The organism is Formosa undariae (genome assembly GCF_042427615.1).
Taxonomy (GTDB): Bacteria; Bacteroidota; Bacteroidia; order Flavobacteriales; family Flavobacteriaceae; genus Formosa; species Formosa undariae.
The window spans coordinates 624,065-645,541 of sequence record NZ_JBHMEZ010000001.1 but is presented as its reverse complement, the minus strand read 5'-3'; the positions used below and the strand labels follow the sequence as shown (position 1 = coordinate 645,541).

The 21,477-nt window shown below is 33.1% G+C and carries 16 protein-coding genes; 13 read left to right on the top strand and 3 right to left on the bottom strand.

Annotated elements, in window-relative coordinates; genetic code table 11:
- Window positions 1–48: 48 nt before the first annotated feature.
- From ACFFVB_RS02860 to ACFFVB_RS02830, 7 genes are all read left to right on the top strand, one after another.
- Window positions 49–3,453, top strand: coding sequence for a DUF4175 family protein (locus ACFFVB_RS02860; protein WP_382380966.1), 3,405 nt, complete (start codon window positions 49–51; stop codon window positions 3,451–3,453).
- Window positions 3,454–3,455: 2 nt separating this feature from the next.
- Window positions 3,456–3,866, top strand: a complete 411-nt coding sequence (gene ybeY / locus ACFFVB_RS02855) for an rRNA maturation RNase YbeY (protein WP_382380964.1) — start codon at window positions 3,456–3,458, stop codon at window positions 3,864–3,866.
- A 67-nt stretch (window positions 3,867–3,933) separates the two neighbouring features.
- Complete coding sequence (gene mnmG, locus ACFFVB_RS02850; protein ID WP_382380962.1) at window positions 3,934–5,805, top strand: tRNA uridine-5-carboxymethylaminomethyl(34) synthesis enzyme MnmG; 1,872 nt, start codon at window positions 3,934–3,936, stop codon at window positions 5,803–5,805.
- Between the two features lie 112 nt (window positions 5,806–5,917).
- Entirely contained in the window at window positions 5,918–6,775 is an 858-nt protein-coding gene (locus ACFFVB_RS02845; RefSeq protein ID WP_382380960.1) for a class I SAM-dependent methyltransferase, read from the top strand.
- Between the two features lie 231 nt (window positions 6,776–7,006).
- Window positions 7,007–7,519 carry an OmpH/Skp family outer membrane protein gene (locus tag ACFFVB_RS02840; protein ID WP_382380958.1) on the top strand — a complete coding sequence of 171 codons (513 nt, stop codon included), beginning with the start codon at window positions 7,007–7,009 and terminating at the stop codon, window positions 7,517–7,519.
- Between the two features lie 216 nt (window positions 7,520–7,735).
- Window positions 7,736–10,105: a TonB-dependent receptor gene (locus ACFFVB_RS02835; protein ID WP_382380956.1), complete on the top strand. Its 2,370-nt coding sequence runs from the start codon at window positions 7,736–7,738 to the stop codon at window positions 10,103–10,105.
- 6 nt (window positions 10,106–10,111) lie between these two features.
- A complete protein-coding gene (locus tag ACFFVB_RS02830) occupies window positions 10,112–10,957 on the top strand; it encodes a DUF4249 domain-containing protein (protein WP_382380954.1) in 846 nt (281 codons plus the stop codon).
- A gap of 274 nt (window positions 10,958–11,231) precedes the next feature.
- On the opposite strand, the gene ACFFVB_RS02825 is transcribed toward ACFFVB_RS02830, so the two are convergent.
- Entirely contained in the window at window positions 11,232–11,630 is a 399-nt protein-coding gene (locus ACFFVB_RS02825; protein ID WP_382380952.1) for a DoxX family protein, read from the bottom strand.
- A 6-nt stretch (window positions 11,631–11,636) separates the two neighbouring features.
- Window positions 11,637–12,788, bottom strand: coding sequence for a DNA polymerase III subunit (locus ACFFVB_RS02820; RefSeq protein ID WP_382380950.1), 1,152 nt, complete (start codon window positions 12,786–12,788; stop codon window positions 11,637–11,639).
- Between the two features lie 207 nt (window positions 12,789–12,995).
- Here ACFFVB_RS02820 and ACFFVB_RS02815 point away from each other — a divergent pair, with 207 nt between their 5' ends.
- From ACFFVB_RS02815 to ACFFVB_RS02805, 3 genes are all read left to right on the top strand, one after another.
- Window positions 12,996–14,183, top strand: a complete 1,188-nt coding sequence (locus ACFFVB_RS02815; protein ID WP_382380948.1) for a phosphoglycerate kinase — start codon at window positions 12,996–12,998, stop codon at window positions 14,181–14,183.
- Window positions 14,184–14,296: 113 nt separating this feature from the next.
- Window positions 14,297–15,994, top strand: coding sequence for a lytic transglycosylase domain-containing protein (locus ACFFVB_RS02810; RefSeq protein WP_382380946.1), 1,698 nt, complete (start codon window positions 14,297–14,299; stop codon window positions 15,992–15,994).
- Between the two features lie 23 nt (window positions 15,995–16,017).
- A complete protein-coding gene (locus tag ACFFVB_RS02805) occupies window positions 16,018–17,001 on the top strand; it encodes a DUF4837 family protein (protein WP_382380944.1) in 984 nt (327 codons plus the stop codon).
- 69 nt (window positions 17,002–17,070) lie between these two features.
- Here ACFFVB_RS02805 and tatA read toward each other — a convergent pair whose 3' ends face one another.
- Window positions 17,071–17,268, bottom strand: coding sequence for a twin-arginine translocase TatA/TatE family subunit (gene tatA, locus ACFFVB_RS02800; protein ID WP_382380942.1), 198 nt, complete (start codon window positions 17,266–17,268; stop codon window positions 17,071–17,073).
- 118 nt (window positions 17,269–17,386) lie between these two features.
- On the opposite strand from tatA, the gene ACFFVB_RS02795 reads away from it, so the two are divergent.
- Genes ACFFVB_RS02795 through ACFFVB_RS02785 form a run of 3 tightly spaced genes read left to right on the top strand, consistent with a single transcriptional unit; the run spans window position 17,387 to window position 21,474 of the window.
- The gene (locus ACFFVB_RS02795; RefSeq protein ID WP_382380940.1) at window positions 17,387–18,259 is read left to right on the top strand and encodes a M23 family metallopeptidase; all 873 of its coding nucleotides are present in this window, start codon (window positions 17,387–17,389) and stop codon (window positions 18,257–18,259) included.
- Window positions 18,256–19,758 (top strand): GH3 auxin-responsive promoter family protein, encoded by a 1,503-nt coding sequence (locus tag ACFFVB_RS02790; RefSeq protein WP_382380938.1) that lies wholly within the window; start codon window positions 18,256–18,258, stop codon window positions 19,756–19,758. The genes ACFFVB_RS02795 and ACFFVB_RS02790 overlap by 4 nt, the downstream gene beginning before the upstream one ends.
- A gap of 27 nt (window positions 19,759–19,785) precedes the next feature.
- Window positions 19,786–21,474 (top strand): DUF6909 family protein, encoded by a 1,689-nt coding sequence (locus ACFFVB_RS02785; RefSeq protein WP_382380936.1) that lies wholly within the window; start codon window positions 19,786–19,788, stop codon window positions 21,472–21,474.
- Window positions 21,475–21,477: the final 3 nt, after the last annotated feature.

Genomic DNA, 21,477 nt, shown 5'->3' with positions numbered 1-21,477 from the left:
TATAGCTAAAAATATTATTGTAGATTAGTAAGTTAAATAAACGGTAGATTGGATAATTTTAAAATTATAGTACAAAAACTTGAACGTTTTATAAGACGTTATTACACGAACGAACTTATAAAGGGTGCTATTTTGTTTTTTTCAATCGGACTTTTGTATTTTCTACTCACGCTGTTGGTCGAACATTTTTTATGGTTAAGTCAAACTGCTAGGGCTATTTTATTCTGGTTGTTTATTTTGGTTGAAGTTTTACTTTTCGTGAAATTCATATTATTTCCAATTACTAAATTATTCAAACTTCAAAAAGGAATTAATTACGAAGAAGCTTCTAAATTAATTGGAAATCATTTTCCAGAAGTGAACGATAAATTATTGAATGTTTTACAACTTCATAACGATAGCTCGAAGTCGGAATTGTTATTAGCGAGTATAAATCAGAAAGCTTCAGAGTTAAGTCCGGTGCCTTTTAAATTAGCCGTTAATTTCAATCAGAATTTAAAATATTTGAAATACGCGATTCTCCCGGTGTGTCTGTTATTGATTTTTGTTGCTCTTGGAAAAATGAATTGGTTTACGGATAGCTATAAAAGGGTAGTAGATTATAAAACGGCTTACGAACCTCCTGCACCATTTCAGTTTTTTGTTTTGAATGAAAATCTAAATGGAGTAGAGAACAAAGATTTTAAACTTCATATAAATACTGCAGGATCTGTAATTCCTGAACAAGCGGAAATCACGTTTGATAACGAAACCTACATTTTAAAAGATTTAGGTTCTGGAGAATTTGAATATGTTTTTAATAAACCAAAAACGGATCTCACGTTTCAACTTCAGGCAAATGGCGTACGTTCTAAACCTTATAAATTATCGATTGTTGAGGTTCCAACGCTATTGGGTTTCGATATGGTTTTAGATTATCCGAGTTATACACAAAAAGCAGATGAGGTTTTAAAAGGTACAGGGAATGCTACTGTTCCTGAAGGAACAAAAGTGACTTGGAAATTAAAAACGAAAGCTACCGATCGCGTGCATTTATTTGCTGTGGATACTATTGCTTTTAAAAAAGAAGAAAATAGTTTTCAAGGGTCTAAACAGTTGGTTTCGAATTTTAATTACAGCTTGAGTACAAGTAATAAAAATCTTACTAATTACGAAAATTTAAGTTTTTCTATAGATGTGATAAAGGATCAATTTCCAGAGTTAAAAGTGGAAATGATTCGTGATACTGTCGATTTAAAAACGATGTATTTTAAAGGACAGGCGAGTGATGATTATGGACTTCGGAAATTAAATTTAGTCTATTTTGAGACTGATAATGAATCTCAGAAATCAACTATACCAATGTCTATTTCTAATTCTAATGTCGATCAGTTTGTAACTGCTTTTCCTAATCAGTTGCAGTTGGAAGAAGGTGTATCTTATAGTTTGTATTTTGAAGTGTTTGATACTGATGAATTACATGGTTATAAACGTAAAAAAAGTGAGGTTTTTAATTATCGTGAAAAAACAAAAAGCGAAACCAAAAATACACTTTTAAAACAACAACAGTCTGGTATAGAGGATTTTAATAATTCGTTAGAGAAATACGATGAAAATCAAAAAATTCTGGACGATATTTCGAAAACGCGGAAGACAAAAAAGAGCTTAAATTTTAACGATAGAAAGCAAATTAAAGATGTTCTTAAACGTCAGAAGGAGCAGGAAAAGATGATGAAAAATTTCAACAAATCTTTTCAGGATAATTTGGAAGAATTCGATAAAGAAAATAAAGATGATCCTTTAAAAGAAGACCTTCAAAAACGTTTAAAAGAAAATGAAGAACAGTTAAAACAAGACGAGCGTTTACTTAAAGAATTAGAGAAACTTCAGGATAAAATTAGTGAAGAAGAACTTTCTGAAAAGTATAAATATCTAAGTAAACAAAACAAGCGGCAGAAGCGTAGTTTAGAACAGTTAGTTGAATTGACTAAACGATTCTATGTTGCTAAAAAAACGGAAAAATTACAACAGGATTTAGAGCATTTAGGCGAAGAACAATTAAAACAAGCTGATAAACCTAAAGATCAAAATACATCTGAAAAGCAAGACGAGCTGAATGATAAGTTTGATGAATTTAAAAAGGAATTAGAGGCTTTACAAAAGGAGAATAAAGAGCTTAAAAAACCAATGGATGTGCCTCGTGATGAAAAGTCTGAATCGGAGGTAGACAAGCTTCAAAAGGAAGCGTCAGAAGAATTGAAAGATAGTGAATCCAAAGACAATGATTCGCCTGAGAAGTCAGAAGAAAAGGCTAAAAAGAAGCAAAAGCAATCTGGGCAAAAAATGAAAGAAATGAGTGCGTCTATTCAGCAGTCTATGGAAATGGATGGCGGCGAACAAATGCAAGAAGATGCCGATATGCTTCGTCAGATTTTAGATAATTTATTAATCTTTTCTTTTGATGAGGAAGCGTTAATGAATCAGTTTAAAAGTATAGAAATTAACCATAATAACTATGCTCAAAAATTAAGAAAGCAACATGATCTAAGAGAATATTTTGAGCATGTAGATGATAGTTTGTTTTCATTGTCTCTTCGTCAACCTATGTTATCTGAACCTATAAATAATGAAATTACTGAAATCTATTATTATTTAGATTTATCACTTGAAGAGTTTTCTGAAAATGAAATTTTTCAAGGGGTATCATCGCAACAACATGTGTTTTCTTCGGCTAATGTACTTGCAGATTTGTTGAGTACTATTTTAGATAATATGGAGGATCAATTAAATGCTTCTCCATCTTCAGGACAAGGCTCTGAGGGGAAAAAATCTGGTCAGAGCGAAGGTCAGCTTCAAGACATTATTATGAGTCAGGAGGAGTTAAATAAACAAATGAAAAAGCAAATGCCTGGTGAAGGAAACGAGAAGGGTGAGAAAGGAAAGAAAGATGGTGAGTCTGGGGAAGGTGGTAAATCTGGTCAAGGGGCTGAAGGTGAAAGTTCAGAACAGGGTAAAGAAGGTAAGCAAGGACAAGGTAGTAAATCTGGTGAAGGCAAACGATCTAATGAGGATATGAGTGGAGAATTGTTTGGTATTTATCAACGACAACAAGAACTGAGAAATCAGTTAGAGGAGCGTTTAGAAAAAGAAGGTTTAACACCTGAAGGGTATCGTTTAATAAAAGATATGGAAGCTGTAGAAATGCAATTATTAAATGATGGATTTACTGAAAAGACTTTAGAGAAAATGTTGAATTTTGAACATCAATTATTAAAATTAGAAGAAGCAACTTTTAAGCAAGATCAAGATGATAAGCGAGAGTCTAAAAGTAATTCTAGCACGTTTTCTAATTCTACTTCAGATAAATTACCGCAGGCCAAACAATATTTTAATACTACTGAAATATTAAATAGACAAGTCCTACCTTTGCAGAATAGTTTTAAGCAAAAAGTGCAACAGTATTTTAAGAATTAATCATGATATATTTTAATTACGAAACCGATTTTGAATTAGCTAATGAAGACAAGTTAGCTAATTGGATTATTACGACTATTATAGAAGAAGGCTGTAAAGAAGGAGAGGTGAATTATATTTTTTGTAATGATGAATATCTACATAAATTGAATGTAGAATTTCTAGATCATGACACGTTAACGGATGTGATTAGCTTTGATTATTGTATAGGTAAGGAAGTTCATGGAGACGTTTACGTGTCTGTTGAACGCGTTCGCGATAATGCTTTAGATTTTAAAACCAAGTTTGAAGACGAGATTCATCGTGTGATTATTCATGGTATTTTACATTACTGTGGGTATAAGGATAAGACGGATGCTGATGCTGAATTGATGAGAGCTAAAGAAGAATATTACTTATCTAGATTAGATTAGTAGTAGGTCTTATTTCGGATTGTTCCACGTGGAACACTGTATAAATTTTAATAATAAATTGAATTAAATGTTTGATAAAGTTTACGATGTAATTGTAGTTGGAGCAGGTCATGCGGGTAGCGAAGCTGCCGCGTCGGCTGCGAATATGGGGAGTAGTACATTGTTAATTACAATGAATTTACAAAACATTGCACAAATGTCTTGTAACCCTGCAATGGGTGGAATTGCCAAAGGTCAAATTGTAAGAGAGATTGATGCTTTAGGTGGTTATAGTGGTATTGTTAGTGATACTTCTGCGATTCAATTTAAGATGTTGAACAAGTCTAAAGGACCTGCAATGTGGAGCCCAAGAGTTCAAAGTGATCGGATGCGTTTTGCTGAAGATTGGAGAATGATGTTGGAAGGAACTCCTAATTTAGATTTCTATCAGGACATGGTTTCTGGATTAATTATAGAAGGCGGTAAAGTGGCAGGTGTAAAAACATCTTTAGGAATTGAGGTAAAAGCGAAGTCTGTTGTGCTTACTAACGGAACGTTTTTAAATGGTTTAATTCATATAGGTGATAAGAATTTTGGTGGAGGTAGAGCTGGTGAAAGAGCTGCTACTGGAATCACGGAGCAGCTTGTAGATTTAGGCTTTCAATCAGGAAGAATGAAGACGGGAACACCTCCTCGTGTAGATGGACGTTCTTTAGATTATTCTAAAATGTCTGAGCAACCAGGAGATGTAGTTCCGGAGAAATTTTCGTATTCTAATATCACAAAACCATTAACCAATCAGCGGTCTTGTTATATGACATACACGAGTACTTTGGTTCATGATTTATTGCGCGAAGGCTTCGATCGTTCGCCAATGTTTAATGGTCGAATTAAAAGTTTAGGGCCAAGATATTGCCCTTCAATAGAAGATAAGATTAACCGTTTTGCAGATAAAGATCGTCATCAATTATTTATCGAGCCGGAAGGTTGGAATACGTGTGAGGTTTATGTGAATGGATTTTCTACATCGCTTCCGGAGGATGTTCAGTTTAAAGCATTACGATCGGTGGTTGGTTTTGAAAAGGTAAAATTCTTTAGACCTGGTTATGCTATCGAGTATGATTATTTTCCGCCTACACAGTTAAGACATACTTTAGAAACGAAGTTAGTTGAGGGTCTGTATTTCGCTGGTCAAATAAATGGAACTACAGGTTATGAAGAAGCCGCATCTCAAGGATTAATGGCTGGTATAAATGCGAGTCTTAAAGTTCAAGAACGCGAAGAGTTTGTGCTTAAACGTAACGAAGCATATATTGGTGTTTTGATAGACGATTTAATTACAAAAGGTACAGAAGAACCGTATAGAATGTTTACGTCTCGAGCAGAATATAGAACATTGCTTAGGCAAGATAATGCCGATTTTAGATTAACACCGAAAGGGTATGAGATTGGTTTAGCTTCTAAAGCACGTTTAATTCGTATGGAAGATAAACATACTAAATCTGATAAATTCGTTCAGTTTTTTAAAGATTTAAGTGTGAAGGCAGATGTTATAAATCCTATTTTGGAAAGTAAAAACTCTGCAGTTGTTAATCAGTCAGGAAAGCTTTTTAAAGTGTTTGCGCGTCCTAATATTGAAATGGATGATGTGCGTAAAATCGAGGAAGTGGAACAGTATATTTCGGAACATGATTTAGATCGAGAGATTATAGAGCAGACAGAAATACAAGTCAAGTATTCTGGATATATTGAAAAGGAAAAGAATAATGCCGATAAGTTAACGCGTTTAGAAGATATAAAAATACCTTCAAATTACGATTACTCGCAGATTAAATCTATGAGTTATGAGGCGCGTGAAAAGCTAAGAAAAATTCAGCCAACAAGTATATCTCAAGCATCTAGAATTAGTGGAGTTTCTCCAAATGATATTTCGGTTTTACTTGTTTATATGGGAAGATAATTTTTAATGTTCCACGTGGAACGTTTTAAATCTTGATTAAAATAAAATGTTTTACGTATCAATAATTAGAAATCTCTACAATTAAAATGTAGAGATTTCTGTTTTAAAGTTTATGAATATAACAGCCGACAATGTGTATTTAAAATGTAAAGATTATTCTGTTTCTGGAGAATATTTTGAATTATATCAGGATGCTAATCTTGATATTTTAATAACCTCTCCACAGCCAAAGGAAGAAGTACTTGGTAAATATTATAAGAGTGAAGATTATATTTCGCACACAGATTCTAAGCGAAATCTATTTGAAAAAGCATATCATGTTGTAAAAGGAATTGCTTTAAAACGGAAATTAAGTTTAATTAATAGTTTTAGTTCAGAAGAGAAAACGCTTTTAGATGTAGGTTGTGGTACAGGAGATTTTTTACAAATTGCAAAAACTAATGGATGGGAAGCATGTGGTCTTGAGCCCGATGTTGATGCACGCCAACTAGCAATAAATAAAGTAGGGGATACGGTTTACGATCCCTCTAAAATGAATACGTTAAAAGATCATAGTTTCGATGTAATTACGCTTTGGCATGTTTTGGAACATTTGCCAAATTTAGATTCACATATCGAAAACTATAAGAGGCTTCTTAAACCAAGTGGTGTTCTAATTATTGCAGTCCCAAATTTTAAAAGTTATGATGCGCAATATTATAAATCGTTTTGGGCTGCTTTTGATGTGCCTCGACATTTGTGGCATTTTTCTCAAACAGGAATATCTAGAGTTTTAGGAAAGCAACAGTTTAAAGTTGTAAATACACTTCCAATGATTTTTGATGCATTCTACGTGTGTTTACTTTCAGAAAAATATAAATCAGGTAAAATGAATTTTGTAAAGGCGTTTAAAATTGGGTTACAATCGAATTTAAAGGCAAAACAGTCTGGAGAGTACTCTTCATTGATTTATGTGGCTAAAATTGAGTAAAAACTCAAAATAAAGCGATTTAAGGAAGTTTTTATCTGCCTGACTTAATATTGTGTGCGATTTTTAAAATTCTGCTTTAAAGCGCTTCTGGTGAATCTGTTTTTGATAAAAAAAACTTATTTATCTTTTAATTTTAATAAATAACGGTGATGATGGTTTAATACCTTAATATTAATTCAATTATCTGCGTAACTTTTCTATTTTTGTTTTCAGAAATAAATTTAAAATAAAATGAAAAAAATATCTTTATTAGTAATTACACTAATTACTATGGCTTCTTGTCAGCAAACACAAAAAATTGGATTTGTAGACAATTCTAAATTGGTAAACGAATATCAAGAAAAAATTGATGTTGAAGCAAAGTATAAAACATTGATTGATGCGTCTAATAAGACTACAGATAGTTTAGCGCAATCTTTTCAAGCGGAATATCAAGAATTTCAAGCGCAAGCAAATTCTATGGCTCAAGATAAAGCACAAGAGCGTTACCAACAGTTAGGGCAAAAACAACAAATGTTACAACAACAAATTCAAATGGCAGAGCAACAAATCGCTGCAGAGAGCCAAAAAGAAATTGATTCTTTAATTTCTAAAGTAAGAACTTTCGTAAAAGATTACGGAAAATCTAATTCTTACGATTTCATATTAGGAAGTAATGATGCTGGAAGTGTTATGTACGGAAAAGAAGGAGACGATTTAACAGCAACACTTGTTAAAGCTTTAAACGATTCTTATAAGAAATAAATTCATTTATAATCTTATTATAAAAAGTCAAACATGATTTTCGTGTTTGACTTTTTTTATGTCTAACAATTGTGATGCTTTTAATGTGTGTTACTTAAACACTAAAATTAATTTATCCGATTGTGTTAACTTTTAATTGATTTGAGTTCTTTTTTACAGTGATATACAATTTAAATTCACGTGATTTGTATTCAATTTTTAATACTAAACTACTATATGAAAACGATATTTAGTGTTTGCTTTCTCCTTCTTACGGTGCTCATGTATTCTCAAGAAAAGATTTCTATAAGCGGAACAGTGAAAGATTTTGCTAATGGAGAAACCGTTTTTGGGGCTTCGGTATATTTAGAAGGCACTAGTAATGGAACCGTTACTAATGCGTACGGGTTTTATTCGCTTTCTGCGCCCAAAGGAACGTATAAACTCGTGGTTTCTTATCTGGGATATGTTACAATAACTAAAGAGGTTCAGTTAAATGAAAACCAAAATCATTCTTTCGAACTGCAAGAGGATAGTATGGCTTTAGACGAAGTTGTAATCACTGCCGAGGAATCTGAAAAGGCAAATATTAGAGATCCTCAAATGAGTGTTTCTGTAATTAAAAGTTCTACAATTAAAACCATTCCTGCTGTCTTAGGCGAGGTTGATTTGGTTAAATCCATACAGCTCTTACCTGGTGTTACGAATAACGGAGAAGGTTCTAATGGGTTTAATGTTCGTGGAGGTGCTACAGATCAAAACTTAGTATTGTTAGATGAGGCTATTATTTTTAACGAATCGCATTTATTCGGGTTCTTTTCGGTGTTTAATGCCGATGTTGTTAAAGATGTAAAGCTGTATAAAGGTAATATACCGTCTAATTACGGTGGCCGTGTGTCTTCTGTACTCGATATTCGTCAGAAAGAAGGGAATAGTAAAGATTATAATTTAACGGGTGGAATTGGTCTTATTTCAAGCCGACTTGCGGTAGAGGGACCGATGTTGAAGGATAAAGGGTCGTTTATTGTTGCAGGACGTTCGTCTTATGCTCATTTATTTCTTAAGGCGGCTGGTCAGGATAATACCGCTTATTTTTACGATATAAATGCTAAAGGAAATTACGAAATCAATAACAATAATAAATTGTATTTATCGGGATATTTCGGAAGAGATATTTTGAAATTCTCGGATTCTTTCGAGAACTCCTATGGGAATACATCGTTGAATTTACGTTGGAATCATGTGTTTAACGATAAGCTATTTTCAAACTTATCATTAATTTACAGTATGTATAATTATAAACTTACATTAGGTTTTATCGGATTAGATTGGGATTCTGATATTAAAAATTTCAATGCGAAATACGATTTTAAATATTACCTAAATAATAAAACAACTATCGATTTTGGTGTAAGTGGAATCAATTATAATTTCAATCCGGGTGAAGTAAAACCTACAGATGAAAACTCTGCAATTAATGAAAATATTTTAGATGAAAAACGCGCTTTCGAAGGTGGTGTTTATGTCAATGCAGAACATAAATTTTCTGATCGATTAAACGTTCAAGCAGGTTTGCGTTTTAGCTTTTTTAATCGCTTAGGCGGACAACCAATGTCGGTTTACGAAAATGATCAACCAGTTGTTTTTAATGAGTCGTTAGGGATTTATCAGGAAGGGACAAAAACGGGAGAAGTTGATTATTCAAGAGGAGAGTCTATAAAAACCTTTTCGAATTTTGAACCGCGTTTAGGTTTAGCATATGAGTTAAATGAAACCTCTTCGTTTAAACTGGGGTATTCTAGAATTGCGCAATATTTACATTTATTGTCTAATACGGCAAACGCAACACCTTTAGATGTGTGGACACCAAGTGGAGAATATATAGATCCGCAAATGGCAAATCAATATTCAGCTGGATATTTTAAAGAGCTTAAAAACGGATTGTTTTCAATAGAGACAGAAGTGTATTACAAAACCGTAGATAATAGAATTGATTATATAGATGGTTCAAGTTTAATAGCTCAAAATAATATTGAAACCCAAATTTTAACAGGAGAATCTAGGGCTTACGGTTGGGAGTTTTTATTCAGAAAAAATAGAGGACGTTTTACTGGTTGGTTTGCGTATACGCTTTCTAAATCTGAGCAAAACACACCTGGAGGAAATGCTAATGGTCCTGGTATTAATGGCGGAGAATGGTACAGTACAGCATACGATAGAACACACGATGTGTCTGTAACCGGAAGCTATAAACTGACAGATAAATGGAGTTTTAGTAGTAATTTTGTGTTTCAAACGGGCCGTCCTACAACCTATCCTTTAGGTCAGTATGAATATGAAGGTTTATCGTCTCCAGTATACGACAGCCGAAATTCTAACCGATTACCTGCTTATAATCGATTAGATCTGGCGGCAACATTTAAGCCAAATAATAAACCTGATGCCAGATGGAAAGGGGAGTGGGTTTTTAGTATTTATAATGTTTACGACCGTAAAAATGCAGCCTCTATTTCTTTCGGTCAAAATCTTGAAACCGGTGTAAACGAAGCTACACGGACAGCTATTTTCGGAATAGTGCCTTCTGTAACGTATAATTTCAAATTTTAAATCATCATGAAAAACATCACATATATTTGTCTTTTAAGTCTAATTACTATGGTTGTGTCGTGTACAGATGTTGTAGACGTAGAGGTGCCGACAGCCGAGCCAAGACTTGTAATTGAAGCCTCTTTAGATTGGGAAAAGGGAACCTCTGGCATGAATCAGACTATTAAATTAAGTACCACAACGCCATATTTCGAAACAGATTTACCTAATGCAGTAACAGGTGCAGCAGTTAGTGTAACTAGGGCTAGTGATAATACAGTTTTTGTTTTTGAAGATCAGCAAAACGGAACGTATACAACCAATGCTTTTGGAGCCATTTTAAATGATGTGTATACCTTAAATGTGGTTTATGAAGACGAAACATTTACAGCGACAGAAACGTTACTTTCTACAACGCCTATTACTAACGTAACACAAACTAAAGACGATGGATTTGATCCTGATGCTTTAGAGGTAAATGTGTATTTTGACGACCCAGTAGATGAAACCAATTTTTATATTTTAAAATACCAAGACACAAGCGATTTTTTCCCTGATTTGGTAACTGTTTCAGATGAGTTTTTAAATGGAAATGAAATCCATTTGATCTATGAAAAACGTGGAGATGAAGAAGAAGATGAATTTCAGCCTGGAGATGTCGTGGATATAAATATCTACAATGTAACTAAAGAATATTATAATTATATAGGAATCCTTAACAATCAGTCCGGTAGTTCTGGAAATCCATTTACTCCAGCACCAGTGGAATTATTAGGTAATTGTATAAATATTACAAATAAAGAAAACTATCCTTATGGTTATTTTAGAGTAACAGAAACGGATAAGGTGTCTTATACGTTTGTTGAAGAATAACACTCCTTTTTTTAGAGTAAGTTATAAAAAAAATAGAGCATTAAATTTTTGAACTTTAGGTTGAGAATTTAATGCTTTTTTTATACACTTGGTTCAAAATTAAAACCTTTGTAACTTGTTGTTTTTTAGTTTAATAAGTGTTGTTTTTAGATTGTATTTTTTTAAATTTACAGAACTTTAAAAGTTTAAAAAAAAGGAGATTTTAAACAAAAAATATAACTACTTAAACGGCGCTAGAAACGAATATTTTTATGGAAGATAAGAACTGGGTATTTTAGTTTTGGAATAGAAAAACAGCAAAAACAGAAACGATAAAATATATTGTAATATGTCTTGCACCATCAAAGTCTTTGGCGATGCGCTGTCCTAATAAAAATAGTAAAAGTATAACACATGAAATTATAGAACCAACAAGTGAATAACTTGTGTTTTTTTCTGCAATAATTTCAAAAATTCCTAGACTACAAAAGACAGTGGTTAGCACTTCTAAAATTAGAATAATTAATAATGTTATTGGTATTAATGGAGGTACAAAGGTGTTGGCAAAATGAGATTTTAAAAATGCAACGTTACCTTTCCAATCGGTTAATTTATCTATAACACTCATTAAAAACGTTATGATTAAAAAGATAAGAATAAGTAATTCTGCACTGTGATTTAAAATAATTTTCATAGCTGCTTATTCTTGTTTTGCATGTAGTAAACGCGTTAGCTTTATAGATAAATCTGTCAGTACTATTTTAGAATTTCCGTTACGTTCAATATGATAAATGGCATCCTGAAGCGCTTCATAAATATCCATAATATTTCCACTGTGAATAAATGGTGCAAACTTCTCTAATTTAAAGGCTGTTTTTGGTTCCAGATAAACAAGCGCGTTCGCTCCGTAATTTAGCAACATGGCTTGGCGAAAAAAGTCCATACAAAAATGTAAAAATTGTTTTTGTGTTTCTCTACCGGTTTTTGCAATGTTTTCACTCCAATTTATAAGATCGTGAATAGCGGCTTTATTACCTTTTGCTTTAAATGCACTTCTTACCCAAAGGACAAACCAGTCTTCAAATTGGGTATCTTCGGAATCATGATATACTAAATCGCAGGCTTTATTGTAATTTCCGTTAGACTGATTGGCAATTTTTGTTGCTTCAGATTCTTTTATATGATACGCGTCTACAAGTGCTTTTACAATAACGTCTTCCGAGAGCCTTGGAAAATGTAACACTTGACATCGTGACCGAATCGTATTTATAATATTCTGCTCTTCTTCAGAAATTAGAATGAATACCGTTTTTTCTGGAGGCTCTTCAATCAGTTTTAATAATTTGTTTGAAGCGGCAGGATTCATTTTCTCAGCCATCCAAATAATCATCACCTTATAACCACCTTCGTACGCTTTTAAAGACAATGATTTTACAATATCTTGAGCTTCATCTACACCAATTTGACCTTGTTTATTGTCTACACCTAACATTTTATACCAATCGAAAAGATTTCCGTAAGGTTGTTCTTTTAGTAATTGACGCCATTCGGTTAAAAAGTGAGAAGATACAGGGTGTGATTTTATACGATCTGTCGTTGTCACAGGAAATGCAAAATGCAAATCGGGATGGGAAATGTTATTAAATTTTAGATTGCAGCTTTCGTTTCCTGTATTGTTTTCGCCGTCGCTATTTTTACACAAAATATATTGAGCATACGCAATAGCAAGAGGCAGAGTACCGGAGCCTTCTGGACCAACAAATAATTGCGCATGCGGAATACGACCATTATCGACACTTTGTGTTAAATGGTTTTTAATATGATCTTGACCTAAAATATCTTTAAATAACATGACACAAAACTAAATATTTTTTAATTAAAGCTAAGATTTAAATCAGAGATACTTTTAAGTTAAAAATTAAGTTTTATCTGTATTTTAAGTATTGTAATCCTAATTTTTTAAAAATCTTTTAAAATAGAAAACGTTTTCGTAAAAAAACACGTTTTAAAGCTGTTTATTATTGTTTACATTTGTAGAATAACATCAAAAATTTCTAGGATGAAAACACTTAATGATTTCGATTTTAATAATAAAAAAGCATTAATTAGAGTAGATTTTAATGTCCCTTTAGACGAGGACTTTAAAGTAACAGATAATACAAGAATAGTATCTGCAAAACCTACAATTATTAAAATTTTAGAAGATGGTGGAAGCTGTGTTTTAATGTCTCACTTAGGAAGACCAAAAGGTGTTCAAGAACAATTTTCTTTAAAACATATTAGTGAAGAAGTTTCTAATGTTTTAGGAGTAGCAGTGAAAACTGTTTCTGATTGTGTTGGTAAAGAAGCTGAAGCTGCAGTTGCGGCTCTACAGCCTGGAGAAGTGTTATTATTAGAAAATTTACGTTTCTATTCTGAAGAAACTGCTGGAGACGAAAAGTTTGCAGAACAACTTTCTAAATTAGGTGATATTTATGTAAATGACGCGTTTGGAACAGCGCACAGAGCACATGCCTCTACAACTATAGTTGCTAAATTTTTCCCAGAAAATAAATGTTTCGGTTATTTATTAGCTCAAGAAATAGAGAGCATACAAAAAGTAATGGAAACTGGTGAAAAACCAATTTTAGCTGTTTTAGGAGGTGCTAAAGTATCTTCGAAAATTACAATTATCGAAAATATCTTAGATAAAGTAGATCACTTAATTATTGGTGGAGGTATGACATTTACCTTCATTAAAGCACAAGGAGGAAAAGTGGGTGATTCAATTTGTGAAGACGATAAAATGGAATTGGCTTTAGATATATTAAAGCAAGCCAAAGAGAAAAATGTACAAATACATCTTCCTGTAGATGTTCTTGCTGCTAATGCGTTTAGTAACGATGCAGAAACTAAAGTTGTCGATGTAACAGAAATTCCTGATGGATGGCAAGGTTTAGATGCTGGACCAAAATCTATTGAAAACTTTAATAAAGTAGTTTTAGAGAGTAAAACAATTTTATGGAATGGACCTTTAGGTGTTTTCGAATTACCAACTTTTGCAAATGGTACGATCGCTTTAGGAAATTCTATAGCCGAAGCAACTAAAAATGGAGCCTTTTCTTTAGTAGGTGGAGGTGATTCTGTTGCTGCTGTAAAACAATTCGGTTTCGAAAAGAAAGTGAGTTATGTAAGTACAGGTGGTGGTGCGATGTTAGAGAGTTTAGAAGGTAAAACGCTTCCTGGTATTGCAGCAATTTTAGACTAATTTCTAATTTAAATACTGAAAGCTTTACAGTTTTATAACTTATAGTTTCCTTTTTCAGTATAAAAATACGAATTTAGCCGGCTCGACGTTATATCCAACTAATGGTTTTATTGATGAAGCACCGACTAAATTCGTATTTATTTTTTATTGCATGTTTACATATTACTTGTTTTTATGCTCAAGATTCCCTGACATTAAAAGTAAGTCGGGGTTCCCAAACAACAACCACAATACAGCGAGATACGCTATCTCCTAAAGGGCAAATTACTTTAATTGTAAACGATCTAAAACAAGATACTTTAGTTGTTAAGGCTGTAACAGAGCTCGTGACCGAAGATAAGTTGCGATCTGGAGAAGACCATGTAGTCGATACGATTATAGATGGGCAAACCTACTACAAGCAAGCCATTAAGCCTGCTATAGATTCTTTAAGTCTTGAGAATCTTAGAGATCATAAATACTCTGCAAAAGTCGACCAATTATGGTTAGACGAATTATACAGTAATTCACTTTACGATTCTATTTACGAATCGGTTACAGAACTTACCTACGATGCTGTTGATTATCCAGAACTAAATACCGATACCCTTAAAAAAAGGTTATTAGAATTAGACGCAAAAACACCTTTCAATGTGGAGTACAATCCAGGTTTAGAAAGTGTAATTAAATCGTATTTAAAGCGTCGTAGAAATTCACTTCAAAAGCTAATGGCATTAAGTGAGTATTATTTCCCGATGTTCGAGAGAGAATTAGACAACTACGACTTGCCTTTAGAAATAAAGTATTTATCGATTGTAGAATCAGCTTTAAAACCCAGAGCTAAATCTAGAGTTGGTGCAACGGGTTTATGGCAATTTATGTACCCAACAGGAAAGTATTATGGGTTGGATGTTAGTAGTTATGTAGACGAACGTAGCGATCCTTTAAAATCTACCGAAGCAGCCGCTAAATACCTCTCTAAATTATATAGTGTTTTTGGCGATTGGGATTTGGCCTTAGCGGCATATAATTCTGGACCAGGAAACGTGACTAAAGCAATCAGACGTTCTGGTGGTTATGAAAATTACTGGAATATTAGAAACTACTTACCTCGTGAAACGGCTGGATATTTACCTGCTTTTTTAGCGACGATGTATATTTTTGAATATGCTGAAGAACTTGGATTTTCTAGGATAAGACCTGAATTTGCATATATTGAAACCGATACGCTTCACGTGAAACAAATGATAACTTTAGACCAGGTTTCAGAGCTTACAGGAGTTAAAATTGAAGAGCTTCAGTTTTTAAATCCGGCTTATAAATTGGATGTGATTCCGTTTATTAAAGATGAAACTTATACGTTACGTTTGCCAGTGCGAGCTATTGGACCTTTTGTGGCTAATGAAGAAGAGATTTATGCTTATGCTAAAGCAGAATTCGACAAGAGAGAAAAGCCCTTACCTCAGTTTGTCGATTCGGAAACGAAGACAAGATATACTGTACGCTCAGGAGATTATTTAGGTAAAATTGCTAGAAATTACAGTGTTCGTGTTAGTCAGATTAAACAATGGAACGGACTTAGAAGTAATAATTTAAGTATTGGTCAGCGGTTAACAATTTACCCAAGAAATTCAGGAGCAACGCCTAGTACGACATCTACAGCATCTGCAAATAAATCTGTCGAAAACACTTATATTGTTAAAAAAGGAGATTCATTGTGGAGCATAGCTCAAAAATATTCTGGAATTTCTGTAGAAAATATTAAAGAATGGAACGATATTAGCGGTAGTCGTTTAAAACCAGGAATGTCCTTAAAGATATCTAAGGGCTAATAATTCTTAAAAAACTAAACATTATGCGTAAAATTCTATTTTTTGTATCTGCACTTTTAGTTCTTAGTAGCTGTAAAGGAGATAAAAAAGGCAACCAAAAATTATTGTCAGAATCTTCTGGAAATTTGAATAATTTATCTGTTGTTGTCGATAACGATTTATGGCAAGGTAAGGTTGGTGAAGGTATTAGAGAGATTATGGCGGCTCCCGTAGATGGACTACCTCAAGACGAACCATTATTTTCTTTAAGTCAGATTCCTACTCAAGTGTTTAGTGGGTTTGTTACAAAAAACAGAACGGTATTAAGAGTTGAAGTTGGTCCAAATAAAGCATCTTCCGTAAAATTCGGTAAAAATATATATGCTATTCCTCAAAAAGTTGTGGTTGTTTCAGGTAAAACAGAAGAAGAGGTTATAGAGCAATTAAAATCTAATGCTCCTAAAATTATAGAAGCTTTTAAAAGTCAAGAAATAAAAGAAAAACAACGCAGAATTAAATTGTCTTTACTTAAAATCGATACTATTGAAAAGGCTTTAGGTGTTAAAATAGATCTTCCTACAGCATATAGAATTGCGAAAAAAGACAAGAATTTTTTCTGGTTAAGAAAAGATATAACGACAGGTACACAAAACATAATGTTATACGAATTACCATTAAATGCGGTAACTCAAAACGATAGTTTAGTGCAACAGGTTATAAAGATTAGAGATTCTATTGGGAAAGTTCATATCCCTGGTCCTACAGAGGGTACATTTATGATTACAGAAAAAGCATATGCTCCTTATTTATTTCATACAACTATAGACGATAAACCTGTTATTGAAACTAAAGGAATTTGGGATGTGAAAAATGCTTTTATGTCCGGGCCTTTTATAAACTATATTATTGAAGATAAGGCAAACAATAGATTACTTGTTATCGAAGGGTTTACGTTTGCACCTTCAGTAGAAAAACGTGATTATGTTTTCGAATTGGATGCGATTATGAAATCTATAAAATTCGATTAATTGCTTTAAAAAATAAGACACAAAAAAAGCCAACAAGTAATTGTTGGCTTTTTTTGTATACTGAATGTATTATTCTTTTTTACTTTTTTTAAAGCCTTCATCTTGGCTTTCTTCTTCTTTCGAGGCATCTTTAAATTCCTTAATACCGCTTCCTAAGCCGCGCATAAGTTCAGGTATTTTTTTACCTCCAAAAAGTAATAAAACAATTACTACAATTAAGATTATTTGAGGAGCTCCAATCATTAAAAATATTCCTTGAGAAATCATATTCTTTTATGTTTAAAAAACAAAGGTAATAATTATAGTTTAATATTAATGTTAATATAAGAATTTTAGGAAAACATAAAGGTTTCGTGCAATTAAATTCTTTAATTTTGTTTTTAAGATGAATCAAAAGAAAACTAAAAAGAAAAAAATAACACGTAAGTTACTGCATAAGTATCGCCTTGTTATTTTAAACGAAGACACTTTTGAAGAGCGTTTATCGTTTAAACTTAATCGATTAAATGTATTTGTTGTACTCTCGTTATTAACGATCTTTTTAATTACAGCAACAACGCTTTTAATAGCCTATACGCCGTTACGAGAATATATCCCAGGATATTCTTCTTCAGTATTAAAAAAGTCCGCCACCGAATTACATTTTAGAACAGATTCGATACAGCAAGTATTGCATGACAACGAACAATTTTATGCGTCTATTAAGAAAGTTTTAGAAGGCGATGTTTCGACTCCTAATATTAATAAAGATTCTATTATTGCGGCGACTAAATATGAAGCAAGCCAAGTGGATTTAAACCCGACAAGAGCCGATTCTTTATTAAGAGAAAAAGTAGATAAAGAAGATAAATACAATCTTTTCGATTCGGCAACTACGGCTGCAAATTTCGTTTTATTTCCACCCGTAAGCGGAGAAATAAGTGAGCCGTATAGTGTTAAAGATAAGCATTTCGCCGTAGATATTGTTGTGGCAAAAGACACACCTATAAAAGCCACTGCCGATGGTCGTGTTATTTTCGCAGAATGGACGTCGCAAACAGGCTTTGTTCTTATTTTAGAACATAGTTATGGGTTAATTTCAGTTTACAAACACAATGCGTCTTTAACTAAGGGTCAAGGCGATTTAGTTAAGGCGGGAGAAGTTATTGCAACAGCAGGTGATTCAGGTGAATTTACTACAGGTCCTCATTTACATTTTGAATTGTGGAGTGATGGATATCCTATTAATCCAATTAATTTTATCGATTTTAAACCATGATTTCTATAAAAGCATTATTAGCAAAACCATTTTCGAAGTATATCTATAATTCTGTTCAGAAATGGGCTAATAACCCTGTGGAGACTCAGGAAAATGTATTTCAAAATTTAATTTCAGAAGCTGCTTCTACTGAATTTGGAAAAGACCATAATTTTCAAAATATAAAAACTTTTGAAGATTTTGTGAAACACGTTCCTGTTCGTGATTACGAAGATTTAAAACCTTACGTTTTAAAAGTTGTCGCAGGAGAAGAGAATATACTTTGGAAAGGTAAGCCCTTGTATTTTGCTAAAACATCAGGGACCACTTCTGGAGCTAAATACATACCGATTACTAAGGAGAGCATGCCTACACATATCGAGGCTGCTAGAAATGCTATTTTATTGTATATAAACGAAACGGGTAACTCTAGTTTTGTTGATGGGAAAATGATATTTCTTCAAGGGAGTCCGATTTTAGAAAAGAAAAACGGTGTAAATCTTGGACGTTTATCAGGAATTGTTGCTCATTTTGTGCCTAAATATCTTCAGAAAAATAGGTTGCCAAGTTGGGAAACAAATTGTATTGAAGACTGGGAAACGAAAGTAGATGCTATTGTAGAGGAAACTCTTCCGGAGGATATGACTATAATTTCAGGAATTCCATCTTGGGTGCAAATGTATTTTGAGAAACTTCAAGAAAAAACAGGAAAACCCGTTGGCGATATATTTAAGAATTTCAATTTATTCATTTTTGGAGGCGTAAATTTCGAACCTTATCGTGCTAAATTTGAAAAATTAATCGGTCGAAAAGTAGATAGTATCGAATTGTACCCCGCGAGTGAAGGTTTCTTTGCTTATCAAGATAAGCAAGGTGAAAAGGGGATGTTGCTTCAATTAAATTCGGGGATTTTTTATGAGTTTATAAAAGCAGATACGTTTTTTGAAGAGAACCCAAAGCGACTCACAATTAAAGATGTTGAGTTGGATGTAAATTATGTTATGATAATTTCGACTACAGCAGGTTTGTGGGCCTATAATATAGGAGATACTGTAGCTTTTACGTCCTTAAAGCCGTATCGCGTTATAGTTACTGGGAGAATAAAACATTTTATTTCAGCCTTTGGAGAACATGTTATTGGTAAAGAAGTAGAGCATGCGATGAAAGAAGCTACCGAAGATACAGCTATTCGTATTTCTGAATTTACTGTTGCGCCACAAATTAGTCCGGAATCAGGTTTGCCATTCCATGAGTGGTTTGTAGAATTTGAAAACGAACCGGAAGATCTTGCCGAATTAATAAATCGTTTAGACCAATCGCTTCAAAACCAAAACAGTTATTATTACGATTTAATTATTGGAAAAGTGCTTCAGCCTTTAAAAATTACTTTGATTAAAAAAGATGGATTTCAGGATTATATGAAATCTATTGGGAAATTAGGAGGTCAAAATAAAATACCTAGATTATCTAACGACCGAAAAATTGCAGATACGCTATATGCTTTAAAAGTAACTAAATAGTAGTATATTTACATGCAAAATATTTGTATGAGTAATAAAAAACATCATGAAAGAACACGGGCTCAAGAGAGTTCAGGTGCGATAGAGCGCATGTATATTACGATGAGACATCTGTTTAATCGTGGATTTTACAAACCAATGGGCATTTCTGGTGAAACGTTAAGAGAGGCTTTATTGCTTTTAAGACCAGAAATTTATGGCTCTGTTGGCGACGAAAAGGCCGAATTAGATGGATTACTTTATATTATTGATAGACTACCTATAGGTATTGAAGAGTGTCGTTATATTAATCTAACAAGCGACGAAGGTTACGCTAATTCTCATTTTAAAGCGATAATTCCGCCTAAACGTCGTCGTAATTGTTACCGTATTGATGATGATCAGATGAATATTGAAATCACTCGCGGACGATCAGAAATTTACGATATCCTTACACACCTTACTTTTCTATTTATAGAGTCTCATAAAATTAGTAAACGCGTCATTATTGATGATGAGGGTACGACAACAAGAGACTGGATTAAATTAGAAAAAGTAGTTCTTGCAAACGAAGAATTATCTCAACAAGATCGAGAAATAGCAATAACGTATACCGCGAATATTTTAGGCAGAACTTTTAACGAAATCACTGATATTTATAGTCAGTTTTCCGCTCCAAACCGTCCTGAACGCCTGTTACATATTGTGTATTGGTTAGGGAAATTAGCTATAGAAGAGGTTATAAATAACGATAAACGAACCGTTAGTTTTAGTCCGATGTTACGAGAACGCTTAGGCCATCATATTCATGGTGAAATTTGGGCGAACAACATTAAACAGGTCCTTTATAAAAACAAGCTATTAAATCGTCCTATACATGTTATTAGTGCAAATATGCACAGTGTAATGAACACGCTTTTTGCTCCAAATGCTTTAAAAACCTTAGTTTCAAAAAAGGATGTTTTTGAAGTGTATGAGGCTATAAGTCATAAAGATAATAAGTCGCTTCGCAATAAAGTAAATAAAGAAGCGTTGCAACGAGGAATGATTTTTATTGAAGATAGCTCAGGAACAAATATTGATGTTCAGATTTTTGATACCTCTAAAATAGATTTTTCAAAAATTGATATCGATGCAAACCAAGCGAAATTACAAGAAGAAAAGCCAGTGCTTTTAGTTATGGATTACGCATTCGGAGAGCAAGCTTACGAAACTATAGACGAACTTTTAAAACCTTATAAAATAGAAGGTAAGAAAGTACACTTAAATGTGGAATCGCTTTCTATAATGGGAAAAGCTGGAATTTTAGAAGGCGGAAAAGGAGATATTATGATTCCTTCTGCTCATATTTTTGAAGGGACTGCAGATAATTATCCGCTTAATAACGAGTTAAGTAAATCGGATTTAGAAGGACATGGAATTGGAGTTTCGGAAGGCACAATGATTACTGTTTTAGGAACATCGCTTCAAAATAAAGACATTTTAAAATTCTTTTATAATTCGACATGGAATGTTATTGGATTAGAAATGGAAGGTGCGCATTACCAGAAAGCCATTCAATCTGCTTCTAAGGTTAGAGGTAATATTTCTCCAGATGTAAAAGTGAGATATGCATATTACGCAAGTGACAATCCGTTAGAAACAGGAGGTACTTTAGCTTCAGGAGGTTTAGGAACATCAGGAGTAAAACCAACCTATTTGATTACTAGAACCATATTAAAACAAATATTTAACTAATTT